The 13,256-nt window shown below is 64.1% G+C and carries 10 protein-coding genes; 8 read left to right on the top strand and 2 right to left on the bottom strand.

Going from position 1 to position 13,256, the window contains the following annotated elements; all coding sequences use genetic code 11:
* Positions 1-37: 37 nt before the first annotated feature.
* A complete protein-coding gene (locus D3273_RS20060) occupies positions 38-1,174 on the bottom strand; it encodes an ABC transporter substrate-binding protein (protein ID WP_165359586.1) in 1,137 nt (378 codons plus the stop codon).
* A 561-nt stretch (positions 1,175-1,735) separates the two neighbouring features.
* A complete protein-coding gene (locus tag D3273_RS20055) occupies positions 1,736-2,650 on the bottom strand; it encodes a LysR family transcriptional regulator (protein WP_129228673.1) in 915 nt (304 codons plus the stop codon).
* Positions 2,651-2,773: 123 nt separating this feature from the next.
* Between D3273_RS20055 and D3273_RS20050 the strand changes: the two genes are divergently transcribed.
* The 8 genes from D3273_RS20050 (at position 2,774) to D3273_RS20015 (ending at position 12,426) form a co-directional block, all read left to right on the top strand.
* Positions 2,774-4,141 (top strand): NAD(P)H-dependent oxidoreductase, encoded by a 1,368-nt coding sequence (locus D3273_RS20050; RefSeq protein ID WP_129228672.1) that lies wholly within the window; start codon positions 2,774-2,776, stop codon positions 4,139-4,141.
* Positions 4,142-4,256: 115 nt separating this feature from the next.
* Positions 4,257-5,276 carry a TRAP transporter substrate-binding protein gene (locus D3273_RS20045; protein ID WP_129228671.1) on the top strand — a complete coding sequence of 340 codons (1,020 nt, stop codon included), beginning with the start codon at positions 4,257-4,259 and terminating at the stop codon, positions 5,274-5,276.
* A 3-nt stretch (positions 5,277-5,279) separates the two neighbouring features.
* Complete coding sequence (locus D3273_RS20040; protein WP_129228670.1) at positions 5,280-7,160, top strand: TRAP transporter large permease; 1,881 nt, start codon at positions 5,280-5,282, stop codon at positions 7,158-7,160.
* 168 nt (positions 7,161-7,328) lie between these two features.
* Positions 7,329-7,961 carry a cupin domain-containing protein gene (locus D3273_RS20035; RefSeq protein WP_129228669.1) on the top strand — a complete coding sequence of 211 codons (633 nt, stop codon included), beginning with the start codon at positions 7,329-7,331 and terminating at the stop codon, positions 7,959-7,961.
* A 93-nt stretch (positions 7,962-8,054) separates the two neighbouring features.
* Positions 8,055-9,536, top strand: a complete 1,482-nt coding sequence (aldA, locus tag D3273_RS20030) for an aldehyde dehydrogenase (protein ID WP_129228668.1) — start codon at positions 8,055-8,057, stop codon at positions 9,534-9,536.
* Positions 9,537-9,680: 144 nt separating this feature from the next.
* Positions 9,681-10,826, top strand: coding sequence for an alpha-hydroxy acid oxidase (locus tag D3273_RS20025; protein WP_129228667.1), 1,146 nt, complete (start codon positions 9,681-9,683; stop codon positions 10,824-10,826).
* Positions 10,827-11,120: 294 nt separating this feature from the next.
* Complete coding sequence (gene otnI / locus D3273_RS20020) at positions 11,121-11,912, top strand: 2-oxo-tetronate isomerase (RefSeq protein WP_129228666.1); 792 nt, start codon at positions 11,121-11,123, stop codon at positions 11,910-11,912.
* Positions 11,913-12,231: 319 nt separating this feature from the next.
* Positions 12,232-12,426: a hypothetical protein gene (locus D3273_RS20015; RefSeq protein WP_129228665.1), complete on the top strand. Its 195-nt coding sequence runs from the start codon at positions 12,232-12,234 to the stop codon at positions 12,424-12,426.
* Positions 12,427-13,256 lie beyond the last annotated feature (830 nt).

Genomic DNA, 13,256 nt, shown 5'->3' with positions numbered 1-13,256 from the left:
GCGCCTGATCCGGCGGGCTTCGGCCGGTCGGGCCCGCTCAGAACCTGCAGGCCCCGGCCTCCGCCTCCGGGAAGGCCCGCGCCGCCGGCACCGTGTCGACGACCCGGAACCAGGCGTGCGGCGCCCGGAGCTCGGCCGGCGGCAGCACGTCGACGACGTAAAGGTCGTGCGTGACCATGTGGTCGCTGGCCCGCCACGTCGCGTGGCGCGCGAACATGTCGTCGAACGTGCGGCCGTCGAGGGTCTTCACGACCGCGTCGGCATCCGTCGTGCCGGCCGCCGCCACGGCCGTGAGCCACTGCGTCGTGGCCGAATAGTCGGCCGCCTGGGCGGCGGTCGGCCGAAGCCCGCCGTGGACGGCGGCGAAGCGGTCCGCCCAGGCGCGCGCCCGGCCGTCCATGTCCCAGTACCAGGGCACCGTCGCGCGCACGCCGGCGTAGCCGCCCTTCACCCGGTCGACGTCCGACAAGTAGAGCAGCGCCGTGGTGACGTGGGCGGGGGGTCCGTCGGTCTTCCCGGCGGCGTTGACCTGGCTCACCTTCTCGTCCGCGTCGGCGCCGGCGCTGAACACGCCGACGACGTCGGGCTTCAGGGCCGCGACGTCCCGCAGCGTGGGGGCGATGTCGGCCGCGCCGACCGGGACCACGAAGGACCCGACCACCGTGCCGCCCTCCGCCGCGATATGCGGCGCGAAGGCCGCGACGGCGCCGCGACCGAAGCCCGCGTCGGCCACCACGGCGGCCCAGCGCTTGCCGTCGGGCAGCTTGGCGACGCTGTCGGCCGTCGCGGCCGCGATGGCCGGCGCGTCGAACGAGTAATGGTAGGTGTACTTGTTGCACGCGCCCCGGGTCAGGGCCGGGGTGGCGGCCAGCGTCACGATGGCGAGCCGGTGGCGCTCCGCCGCGACCTTGGACGCCGCGATCGCGATGGGCGAGTTCTGCACGTCCATCAGCAGGTCGGCTCCCGCGTCGTAGGCGCCCTCGGCCAGCGCCTTCACCGTGTCCGGCTTGTTGTGGTCGTCGCGGGCGTCGACCACGACGGGGCGCCCCAGCACCTTGCCCCCGAAGTCCTCGACCGCCATCCGGGTCGCGTCGACGCCGCCCGAGCCCGACCGCGCGTCGTAGAGGTCGCCGTCGAGGTCGGTGATGACGGTGATCTTGATGGGCGCGCTCACCCCATCCCGAGCCTGCGCGTCCCGGGCCTGCGTATTCCGAGCATGCACATCCTCGGCGGGTGCCGCCGTCAACCGGCCGATCGGGACGGACACCAGGGCGGATGCGGCCGCGACGCCGAGGACGAAGGCTCGGAGCGGGGCCGGCTTCGACGGTGTTCGCATGGGATATCCTGAATTGACGCTTCCCGAGCCGCGACACTCGCCCATGCCGACCCGGGCGGCAAGCATCGACGATCGGTCACAGCGCGGTCTCGCAGCGCCGAGCGGAACGCGCCGGACGAGCGGTTCCCGCTGGCCTGGGCGATGCGGCACGAGGCTGGCGGGGGATGTCAGACCACCTTGGGTCCGCGCCATCCGGAGCGGCGGCTTCCGAGGTGCCCGTCAGACCGCAGAAACGACGTCGCCGCGTCGAGTCCGGCCGGACAGCAGACATGGGTGGAAAGCGGAACGGCTGCTTTGGAACGAACATAAACCGGAGCGGCCGTTCGAATAATAATATTCGCATAAGGATTGTTCGAAGATTATTGACCGAGTCGCCCTGATTAATAACTTGATTTTTTGTTATTTTTTAAGCGATGGAAGAAATGCATCGCGATATGTTTTTACGCCTTCTTGAAGAAAACTTGCAATCACCTTAGCTCGAGCAGGAGCTCGGGCGTCGACATGGGTAGTAAGCCAGTAGGATCGGTTGAAACAAATCTGTTTCGCCAACACTCGGCGAAGACTTGTATGCTTTGCCGCCATAAAACATGGCAAGATGCACAAGCCGTGCCCGCTAATTGTAGCCGCGATCTGAGTGAGTATGTTCGATGTACTCATATCAGCCAGACGTTCTCCAAAAATTTCTCTAAAATAGTCATGGGACGCCGTCGGTAACATATCCGATATGTATCCGATCAGTTTGAAGTTAGAAAGATTAATTTCCGAGTCAGTCTGGCTGGAGAGGAGATGGTCTACTCCATACAACCCGTATTCGTAGTCTGTGAGTTTCTGCGCGCGAAGAGGGCCCGTCACCGGACGCTCCATCGTCACTGCGATATCGGCTTGGCGTTTGGTAAGGCTCACGATGCTCGGGTCCGCGATGAGTTCTAACGTGATCCCGGGATGCTCCTGAGACAGATCGCGCAAGCGATGCGCGACGAAATAGGTGCCGAATCCTTCCGGGGTCGCGATGCGGACGGGGCCGATCATTCGGGCCTTCGCGTCTTCGATGTTGGACGAGATACGTATGGCAACGGATTCGATCTCCTCGGCTTCACCCACGAGGATCCGGCCGTGATCCGTTAGGGCATAGCCCGTCAAGAGCCGATCGAAGAGCCGCACCTGCAGGGCCGTTTCGAGCGACGTAATACGCCTGCTCAGGGTCGAATGATCGATGCCCAGTTGGCTCGCCGCGACGGTCAGCCGGCCCGTTCGAACGATGGCGAGAAACGACCTGAGGTCGTTCCAGTCGAAGTTCGGCCTATTGGGATTCATGCACAGCCACCTTGCTCGGATGCGCGTTTTCCCACTGTGCCGGTCGGCTTACAAGAGTCGTGGAGAGAAACAATCAATGAGCTGGGGCCCGTACGACGCGGAATCCGGCTTGGGAGGAAGCCGATGTCGATGTTCGCCAAGCTAAAATTGCGCGCGGCGGAGGGCAGGCCCGCTCGCGTCGGCCTGATCGGTGCCGGCAAGTTCGGCTCCATGTTTCTGTCTCAGGCTTGGCGCACTCCGGGCATACATCTCGTGGGTGTTGCCGACCTGTCGCCCGCCCGCGCGCAGGATTCGATGCGGCGCGTTGGGTGGCCCGATGAGCGCTTCCGTGCTCGCTCATTCGAGGACGCGGCTCGCATGACGGCGACGTTCGTCACGGACGACACCGCGGCGATGATCGCCAGCCCTTTCATCGACATCGTCATCGACGCGACCGGCAGTCCTGCCGCCGGTATCCGGCATGTCTTGGCGGCCTGCGAGCATCGCAAGCATATTGTGATGGTGAATGTGGAGGCCGACGCGTTGGCCGGCCCGCTCCTGGCGCGTCGGGCTGCCGAGGCCGGGATCGTCTACTCGATGGCGTCCGGCGATCAGCCGGCTCTGATCGCCGAACTGGTCGACTGGGCGCGCACAATCGGATTCGACATCGTCTGCGCCGGCAAGGGCACGAAATATCTGCCCATCTATCACCAGTCGACGCCGGACACGGTGTGGGGTCACTACGGTTTCACGGAGGAGCAGGTCGCCGGGGGCGACTTCAACCCGCAGATGTTCAACTCGTTCCTCGACGGCACGAAGTCGGCACTTGAGATGGCCGCCGTCTCGAACGCCTGCGATCTCAGCCCACCGGATGACGGGCTGGATTTTCCATCCTGCGGCGTGGACGACCTGCCGACGGTGCTGCGGCCCGTCGAGGATGGCGGCACGCTGAAGAAGCGGGGGACCGTCGAGGTCGTCTCGTCGATCGAGCGCGACGGCCGACCTGTGTTCCGCGACCTGCGCTGGGGCGTCTACGTCGTGTTTGACGCGCCCACGAAATATGTTCGGGACTGCTTCAACCAATATGGCCTCAAGACCGACGACAGCGGCCGCTATGCGGCCATGTACAAGCCCTATCACCTGATCGGGCTCGAACTCGGAACCTCCGTCGCCAGCATCGCTACGCGGGGCGAGCCGACCGGCACCACGAAAGACTGGCGCGGTGACGTGATCGCCGTTTCCAAACGTGCGCTGAAGGCGGGCGAAACGCTCGACGGCGAGGGTGGCTTCACGGTCTTCGGCAAGGTGGTCCCCGCGGAAACGTCTCTCGCCGTAGGAGCCGTGCCGATCGGGCTTGCGCATGGGCTGACGCTTCGAAACGCCGTGCCGGCCGCTCAACCGATCCGGTGGTCCGACGTGGCATATGACGCGACCAATACGGCGATCAGCTTCCGTCACGAGATGGAGGCTCTCTTCAGGACGGAAAAGGGCCTGGACGGGAGCAAGGCCTGAGACCCGCGGGAGGTTGCGCGATGCGGCGAGCATTGTGGTGACGTGCAGCAGCCTCCCGCTTCAAAGGCCTGTGGAACGCTACAAACAACAAACAATTAAAGGGAGAGACCAAGCCATGCCGATGTCACGCCGTACGCTGCTCAAGTCGACCGCCGCCTCGGCCATGGTCGCGAGCCCGTTCGTGAGCCGGGCTTGGGCCCAGGCAGCAGAGTTCACGTTCAAATACGCCAACAATGCACCTGCGAGCCATCCGATGAACGTCCGCGCCCAGGAAGCGGCGAAGCGGATCCTCACCGAGACAAACGGTCGCTTCGACCTGAAGGTGTTCCCCAACAACCAGTTGGGTGGGGATTCCGACGTCCTCGGGCAGCTTAGATCAGGCGCTGTCGAGTGCTTCTCGCTGTCGCCCCTCATCCTGTCCACCTTGATCCCGAGCGCCTCGATCAGCGGCGTGGGGTTCGCCTTCGCGGATTATCCCGCTGTGTGGAAAGCCCTCGACGGAGACCTCGGCGCCTATATGCGCGCGCAGATCGTCAAGGCCGGCCTGGTCGTGATGGACAAGGTCTGGGACAATGGCTTCCGCCAGATCACGACATCGACGAAGCCCATCAACACGCCCGCCGATCTTGGTAACTTCAAGCTTCGCGTGCTGTCGAGCCCTATCTCGACCTCGATGTTCAAGGCGCTCGGGGCGGCGCCTACGACGATATCCTTCGCGGAAACATATTCTTCGCTTCAGACGAAGGTGACAGACGGTCAGGAAAATCCCCTGGCCCTCATCTCGGCAGCCAAATTCTACGAGGTTCAGAAATATTGTTCACTGACGAGCCACCAGTGGGACGGCTACTGGTTCCTCGTCAATCGTCGCGCCTGGGACAGAGTGCCCGCACCTATGAAAGACATCGTTTCGACGGCCATCAACGATGCCGGCATGGCCGAGCGCGGTGACACGGCGACGCTGAACGCGTCACTGGCGACCGAACTCGGCACCAAAGGGATGACGTTCAACAAACCCGATCAAGCGCCGTTCCGCGATGTGTTGCGCAAGTCCGGCTTCTATGAGGAGTGGAAGAAGAAGTTCGGCGACGAGGCTTGGGGCCTTCTGGTCAAGGCGTCGAACGGGGGGTTGGATTGAGTCATGACCCCCGCCACAGACCTTCAATCCCGGGCGCTGGGATATCGTAGTGCGGCCCTGCCGCGCTTGGCCAGCCGTGTCAGCGCTGCGCTGAGGCCCATTGTCGAGGTCCCGGCGGCGCTCATCCTGCTGGTCGAGATCACCGTGCTGTTTACCGGCATCGTGGCCCGTTACGTCTTCCAATCGCCTTTGGTGTGGACCGACGAAGTCGCGGAGATCCTCTTCCTGTGGCTCGCGATGCTCGGCTCGGTCATCGCCTTTCAAAGGGGCGAACACATGCGCATGACGGCTATCGCGAGTCGCCTGCCGCCAGGACCCCGGGCGTTCCTCGATGCCGTAGCCATCGCAGCGCCGCTGGCCTTTGTCGCAGTGGCCCTGATGCCGGCATACGATTTCGTGTCGGACGAGTCCTTCGTGTCCACGCCGGTCCTCGAGATCTCCAATGCTTGGCGGGCGGCGGCGATACCGGTCGGCCTGGCGTTGATGGCTGTGGTGGCAGTCCTGCGCCTCGCTGCGGAGGGCGGCATGCGCCACGTCGTCGGCGCCTGCCTGGCGGTGGCGGCGGTGATGGGCCTGCTCGTTGCCGTCGCGCCGACGCTCGGCTCACTCGGCAATCTGAATTTGCTCATCTTCTTCGTCGGGTTGGTCGGGCTCATGGTGCTCGGGGCGGTGCCGATCGCCTTCGCGTTCGGTTTGGCGACCTTCGGCTACATCGCGCTGACGACCACGACCCCGGTGGATGTTGTCATCGATCGCCTGTCCGAAGGCATGAGCCACCTCATCCTGCTCGCCATACCGCTGTTCGTCTTTCTCGGGCTCCTGATCGAGATGACCGGCATGGCCCGAGCCATGGTAGGATTCCTTGCCGCCCTGCTCGGGCACGTGCGCGGCGGCCTCCACTACGTCCTCGTCGGCGCGATGTACCTCGTTTCGGGCATATCGGGATCCAAGGCAGCCGATATGGCGGCCATCGCCCCCGTGCTGTTTCCCGAGATGAAGGCGCGCGGCGCCGACGAGGGCGATCTCGTGGCGCTGCTGGCCGCCACGGGAGCGCAGACTGAGACGATCCCGCCCTCGATCGTGCTGATCACCATCGGCTCGGTCACGGGTGTGTCCATCACGGCCCTGTTCACTGGCGGCCTCCTGCCGGGCGTGGTGCTCGGCATCACGCTCTGCGCCCTGGTTTGGTGGCGCTACCGCGGCGAGGACATGAGCCAAGCCGCCCGGCCTTCGGCGCGAGTCATCGGTCAAACCTTTGTCGTGGCCGTGCCCGCCCTGGCTCTGCCCTTCGTGATCAGGGCCGCCGTGATCGAGGGCGTCGCCACCGCGACGGAAGTGTCCACGATCGGCATCGCTTATTCCGTCATGGCGGGTCTGCTGATCTACCGCCGCTTCGACTGGAGCCGCATTTATCCGATGCTGGTGACCACGGCGACCCTGTCCGGGGCGATCCTGCTGATCATCGGGACAGCGACCGGCATGGCCTGGGCGCTCACGCAGTCGGGCTTCTCGTCCGCCCTGGCGGCGTTCATGACCGGCCTGCCCGGCGGCATACCCACCTTCCTAGCCGTCAACATCGTCGCGTTCATCATCCTGGGCAGCGTCCTGGAGGGAATCCCGGCGATCGTGCTTTTCGGGCCGCTGCTGTTTCCCATCGCTAAACAGGTCGGGGTGAACGAGGTCCACTACGCGATGGTGGTGATCCTTTCGATGGGCATCGGATTGTTCGCCCCGCCGTTCGGCGTCGGCTACTACTCCGCATGCGCGGTCAGCCGCGTGAACCCCGACCGGGGCATGCGTCCCATCGCCGGTTACATGGTGGCGTTGTTGATCGGTACCATCGTCATCGCGGCCGTGCCGTGGATCTCGACGGTCTTTCTGTAGAATGAGCGGCGTCGGGACCGCTCATTTCGGCGCGACGACACTCTCGGATCGGTCGAATCCGACGTCAGATCCGCCTCACGCTCGTCCTGCACGCCTTTCGGCTGCGTCGAGGCACGGATCGCACACCACACGCCCTGGCCGACCAGGGGTGAATTTCGGAGGCTTGCAATGACCAGCACTGACATCAAGCCGAACGGCTTCCTGCTCCCGAACGGGTGTCGCATCACCCACGGTAGCGGAGCGACGATCAAGACGCCGTTCTCCACAATCCCGCTGACCATGCACGAGCTCTACCCCGGCGGCACGTTGCCTTATCCCTCGACACAGCGCGGGCAGCTCGGCTTCATCCCCTTCGACCACAAGCTCCGGTTGCCCAGGCACGTGCATGTGACCATGGCGGAGAGGGACGAAGACAGGCGCCTGCTGGCCGAGCGGATCCTCGTCACCGGCGGCGTGGGCCTCGTGGAGCTCAACGGGCGCGTCTACGTCATCCCGCATGGGACGCTCGTCGACATTCCGGAGGGTGTCCCCCACACCTGGACGGCCTGCCCTCCGGGCGTCGCGTTGCCGGACGGCACCGAGACGACGGGCCGGTTCCTGATGGTCTACGATTATGCCGAGCCGACGTCGTTCTTTCCGATCCAGGGCACGACGACGCTCAAGTCTATGGCGGACTACATCCGCTACGACGGCCCCCTGGAGGCCATCTGCTTTCCGGAGCTGACGCCGGAGCGCGTGAGAGACGAGGCCTCGTTCGTCTGGAACGACCACCTTGAAGGCGCGGGCGCCGACCGCGGCTGAATCCGAAAAGCCCGGCCCGGGTGCGACGGACGCGCCTCGACCGACCTTTTGTCAGAGAACGACCTTCCCGGCTACAGACGGAGACTACAGACGATGTCGACGAACGCATTCCGACCCCCCGCGAACAAGTTCTCCGGTGGGCCTATCGACTACAGGAACTTCATCGATGGCCGCTTCGTCGATGGGGCGACCGACTACATCGAGGTGATGAACCCCGCCGACGGCTCGTTGCTCGGGCGCGTGCCTGACAGCGGCGCCGCTGCCGTTGACGCCGCGGTGCAGGCCGCCCGCCGGGCCCAGGTCGCCTGGGAGAAGCGCCCCGCTATCGAGCGCGCCGGTTTTCTGCGTCAGATTTCCGCCAAGGTCCGTACGCACCGGCTGGAGCTGGCCGACATCGTGGTCAAGGAGCAGGGCAAGGTCCGGCCCTTGGCCCAGATCGAGGTCGACTTCACGGCCGACTACATCGATTACATGGCCGAATGGGCCCGGCGCCTCGAAGGCGAGGTCATCACCAGCGACCGGCCTAACGAGACGATCTTCCTGCTGCGCAAGCCCATCGGCACGGTGGCCGGCATCCTGCCGTGGAACTTCCCTTTCTTCCTCATCGCCCGCAAGCTCGCCCCGGCCCTCGTCACCGGCAACACGATCGTGATCAAGCCGAGCGAGGAGACGCCGATCAACGCCTTCGTGTTTGCAGAGCTGGTCGCCGAAACGGACCTCCCCCCGGGCGTCGTGAACGTCGTGGGCGGACGAGGCGCTGGCACCGGCCAGGCGCTCGTGGAGCACAAGGGCATCGACCTCGTCACCTTCACCGGGAGCGTGGGCACCGGGTCGCGGATTATGCAGACCGCTGGGCAGAACCTGACGCGCGTCAACCTCGAGCTCGGCGGCAAGGCCCCGGCGATCGTGCTGGCGAGCGCCGACCTCGATCTCGCCGCCAAGGCGATCTACGACTCTCGGGTGATCAACACCGGACAGGTCTGCAATTGCGCCGAGCGCGTCTACGTCGAGCGCTCCGTCCACGATGCGCTGGTCGACAAGCTCAAGCGGCTGCTCGAGACAACCCGTTACGGCGATCCGTCGGTGGAAACCGACCTCCATATGGGACCGCTGGTCAGTCGCGCCGGTCTCGAGAAGGTCGCGCAGGCTGTCGAGCGCGCCAAGGCCGAAGGCGCGTCGGTCGTCACCGGCGGTCGCGTCTCCGACAAGTCCGTCGGGCACCATTACGAGCCGACCCTGATCACCGGTGTGCGCGCCGACCACGACATCATGCGCAGCGAGATCTTCGGTCCGGTGTTGCCGGTGCAGATGGTGGAGGATATCGATGAGGCGATTGGGCTGGCCAACGACTCCGACTACGGCCTGACCTCATCGATCTTCACCAACGACTTGAACGCCGCGCTGAAGGCCAGCCGAGAGTTGAAGTTTGGGGAAACCTACGTCAACCGCGAGCACTTTGAGGCCATGCAGGGGTTCCACGCCGGCCGCCGCAAATCGGGGATCGGGGGCGCCGACGGCAAGCACGGCCTGTACGAGTTCACCGAAACCCACGTGGTCTACATCCAGGGACGGTGAGTCCGCCTGGACCACGGGACGCCCTCCACGGCGCACCCCGAGGTCGCGGCCGTGCGGACCGTCCCGCGCGGGCTCCCGCCGGGCCGGGAGCCGTGTGGGCGGCGCGTCGTCGCTCCCTACGCAGGCTTTTGACGGACCGATATGATGTCTATTCAGCAGTGCTACAATTTCCACGACTTCCGGCGCCTCGCGAAGCGGCGCCTGCCTCGGCCGATCTTCGATTACATCGACGGCGGAGCGGACGATGAGGCGACCTACCGTCGCAACACGGGCGCGTTCGAGGCCTGCGACCTCGTGCCCAACGTGCTGCGCGGGGTCGGCGACGTCGACATGTCTGTGACCGTAATGGGGCAGAAGCTGGCGATGCCGGTCTATTGCTCGCCGACCGCGCTGCAGCGCCTGTTCCACCATCAGGGTGAGCGCGCCGTGGCGGCGGCAGCGGCCAAATACGGCACGATGTTCGGCGTGTCCTCGCTCGGGACGGTCAGCCTGGAGGAAGCGCGGCGGATCAGCACTGGGCCTCAGGTCTACCAGTTCTACTTCCACAAGGACCGGGCCCTGAACCGCGAGATGATGGCCCGCGCCAAGAAGGCCGGGATCGAGGTCATGATGCTCACGGTCGACAGCATTACCGGGGGGAACCGGGAGCGGGACAAGCGCACGGGTTTCTCTATCCCGTTTCGCCTGAGCGCTTCGGGCATCATGCAGTTCGCCCTCAAGCCGTCCTGGGCGATCAGCTACTTCACGCACGAGAAGTTCAAGCTGCCGCAGCTTGACGATCACGTCGACATGGGCGGGGGCGCCCTCTCGATCAGCCGATACTTTACCGAAATGCTGGATCCTGCACTGTCGTGGGACGATGTTGCCGCCATGGTGCGGGAGTGGGGTGGCCAGTTCTGCCTTAAGGGCGTGATGTCGGCCGCGGACGCACAGCGCGCGGCGGAGATCGGCTGCACAGGCGTGATACTGTCCAACCATGGCGGGCGACAGCTCGACGGATCGCGGTCGGCGTTCGACCAGCTCGCGGAGGTGGTCGATGCTGCGGGCGATCGGCTCGACGTGATCATGGACGGCGGCGTTCAGCGCGGGACACACGTTCTCAAGGCGCTCTCTCTAGGTGCGAAAGCTGTCGGCTTGGGGCGTTACTACCTGTTTCCGCTCGCGGCGGCGGGGCAAGCCGGCGTGGAACGGGCCTTGAACTTGATGAGGCTCGAGATCGAGCGAGACATGAGGCTCATGGGATGCACGTCCGTGAGCCAGCTAGGGACAGGAAACCTGCGTTTCAGGTAACTGCCCGCTATCCGAGAAGGGGTTAGCGTACGAGAGTCACGTGATCCCGCTTTGCCACTTCATGGCTCTGGGGCGGGATCACGCGAGTTAAACCTCTGATACGAGATCCGCTGGATCACCTCGGGTTTCGGCAAGGGCAGAAGGTACCGGTCTGGTCCAGCGGATCCCGTATGATCTCCTCCGGGCGACGCCGCGACACAGCGCCCGCCGGCACGGATCACCGCAGCCTTTTTTCGAAAGCTCGGTGCGCCACCAAGCCCGCAGGCTCCCACACACCGAACGGAGAATGCCCCGATGACGCGTTTCGCCGCTAATCTGACCCTGATGTTCACCGAACTGCCCTTTCTCGACCGGTTCGAAGCGGCGGCGCAGGCGGGTTTCGAAGCAGTCGAGTTCCTGTTCCCCTACGACCACCCTGCCGATGAGGTGGGCGAACGGCTTCGGCGCCATGGCCTTCAGCAAGCGCTGTTCAATCTGCCTCCCGGACACTGGGCGGCTGGCGAGCGCGGCCTGGCGGCCCTACCGGATCGCGCGGACGAGATGCGAGCAAAGTTCGATGAGGCCGTGCCGTACATACTCGCCACCGCCACGCCCACCGTTCACCTCATGGCGGGTCGGACTGATCGATCGAAGCTTCATACTGGCGCGTTCCGCGATGCAGTCGCCTGGACGGCTGAACGTCTAAACGACCTTGATGTCACTTTGGTGCTGGAACCGCTCAACACCCGTGACAATCCTGGTTACCACTTGGTGGATTTCGACGAGGCTGCAGCGCTGATTCAAGATCTCGCGCTGCCGAACCTTAGACTTCAATTCGACATCTATCATTGTCAGATTATCCATGGAGATGTGACAAGACGGCTTGAGGCCATGATGCCAATTATTGGCCATATACAGATCGCTAGCGTACCATCTCGAAACGAGCCGGACGGCGAAGAGTTGAATTTTCCATTTTTATTTGATCTTATCGATGAGTTGGGATATAAGGGATTTGTGGGCTGTGAATATCGACCTCGAACATCGACTGCTGCTGGTCTGGGATGGTTCGTTTCTGCCCGCAAGATACTGAACACGAAAATAACATGATAAGTGTTGGCGAAGGCACGCCGCCATGGGATCTTCCGGTCGCAACTGGTGGCGTGGCGCCGTGCGTTGAAGGTCGAGCGTGTCGTTCCCGAGCCAGCCTCAGCCTTCGTGCCCGTCGTTCTGGTTCCGGAGCCGGCACACGAAGCCAGGGCAGCGCCGCGTCAAAGAAGGATGCGGCAGGCCGTGCAGAGGCGCATTGTAACCGAGGTGGGATGTAGAGGCGCTGCGCGCAGCCCTGGCAGTCGCAGAGGCCCGAGCCGATCGGGCCACGGAGCGCGCCGATGGAGCCCGGGCCGCAGCCGATCGCGCCGAGGCCGCGGTGATCGCCTGCTTCGAGACCGCCATGGTGGAGGACCGGCTCACGCTGCCCTACGCCAAGCAGGGACTGTTTGGAGTTGTCTACGAGAACGCGCGCGTGCTAGCGGAGGGCCTCGAGGCGGATGGCCGCATCATGCAAATGCGCGGCCTTCAAGGCTGGATCGCGCGTTTGCACAATATCCTCTCAACAACGTAGTGTCAGTGCGCCTTAGCAAAGCAAGGCAGATGCTGACGTTGAACAGAACCGCAACGAGCGCATAGTCGCTGATACGGCTGAGCCGTGAGCGTCCGCTTCGGGGCTGTCCATAATTGGCCTGGAATGTCTAAAGTGGGTCGACAGCAGACTATCGCACCCCCGGCCGTTTTCCGGGCGTCAGCGTTGAGCCGCGACGGCCTCTCCGGCCAATGAGAGTTCGAATCCCTTTTCGGTGTGACCTGAATGAGGTCACTTCTGCGAAGTTGAAAGTGGCACACAGTGGTGGTACACACGGACATCGTGGGTGATGCGTAAGTGTCTGTTTTTGCTAGATGCTGGTCGGATGGGGCACAATCCCTCCCTCTCCGCCATTGGCCTCTGCCAAAGCATTGCCTTAGCGTTTTCTTTGGCGTTGCGCTGAGGGTAAGCCCCTCATAATGCCCCACATTTGGCATCGGCTTGTAATGCACCGCACCGGGCACCAGCGGACAAGGGTGTCATGGGGTTCGACCGCTGGCACGCTTTCGTCGCCAGCGCGCTTTGGTGCGCGTCCGGCACCGGGGCAGGGAGCTGCGGCTCTGGATAAGTCAGGGTATCGCTGCGGCGTCTCGAATGCTTCCGCGCTCGTCACAGTCGAGCCGTCACCGGGCATTCCTCCAGACCGCAGATCACCAGCCTAGCAGGATCCTCTCATGGTCGGCCTCAAAGACAAGCGTGGCTTCATCGATAAGGACCGGCTCGATCTGTCGGAACGTAATTGCTCACCTCCCCTGGGCTGGTGTGGTGTCGCGGGCGTCGGGAAGCGGTTGGATTTTTGGGTCGACGACGGC

The organism is Lichenibacterium minor (genome assembly GCF_004137685.1).
GTDB classification, from domain to species: Bacteria; Pseudomonadota; Alphaproteobacteria; order Rhizobiales; family Beijerinckiaceae; genus Lichenihabitans; species Lichenihabitans minor.
This window is presented reverse-complemented; position numbering and strand designations above follow the sequence as displayed.